The sequence below is a fragment of the Aeromicrobium phragmitis genome (genome assembly GCF_003674095.1).
Classification (GTDB): domain Bacteria; phylum Actinomycetota; class Actinomycetes; order Propionibacteriales; family Nocardioidaceae; genus Aeromicrobium; species Aeromicrobium phragmitis.
Window position 1 is genome coordinate 1 of record NZ_RDBF01000200.1, and the last position, 351, is coordinate 351.

Below are 351 nucleotides of genomic sequence, written 5' to 3' on the forward strand. Positions count from 1 at the left end.
CTCCTTGCCCAGGAAGCGCAGCCACACGAAGGCCAGCACCGCGCCGGGGATCTCGAAGCCGATGGTGCCGACGACCAGCGCGAAGAGGACCATCGTGCCGAGCCCGACGAGCACGAGCCAGCTCGAGGAGACGAACCGCTCGGCGTCGTCGAAGCGCCGCGCAGTCAGCACGAGCACGGTGGAGCTGACGACGAGGAACGCGCCGATCATCAGCGGCCACAGGCCGGCGCCCGGCTGCTGGACCGATCCGACGCCCAGTCGGAACGACGCGACCATCACCGCGGCCCCCAGCAGCACCACGACGGCCGCAGCCGCCGCGGTGCTGAGGGGGCCGGCAGCGGGAGGCTTCTC

General features: G+C 72.1%; 1 protein-coding gene. It reads right to left on the bottom strand.

Features of this window, described 5'->3' with window-relative positions; all coding sequences use genetic code 11:
* Positions 1 to 351 (bottom strand): tripartite tricarboxylate transporter TctB family protein (locus D9V41_RS16960; protein ID WP_133434253.1); only part of this gene is annotated, 351 nt, incomplete at both ends.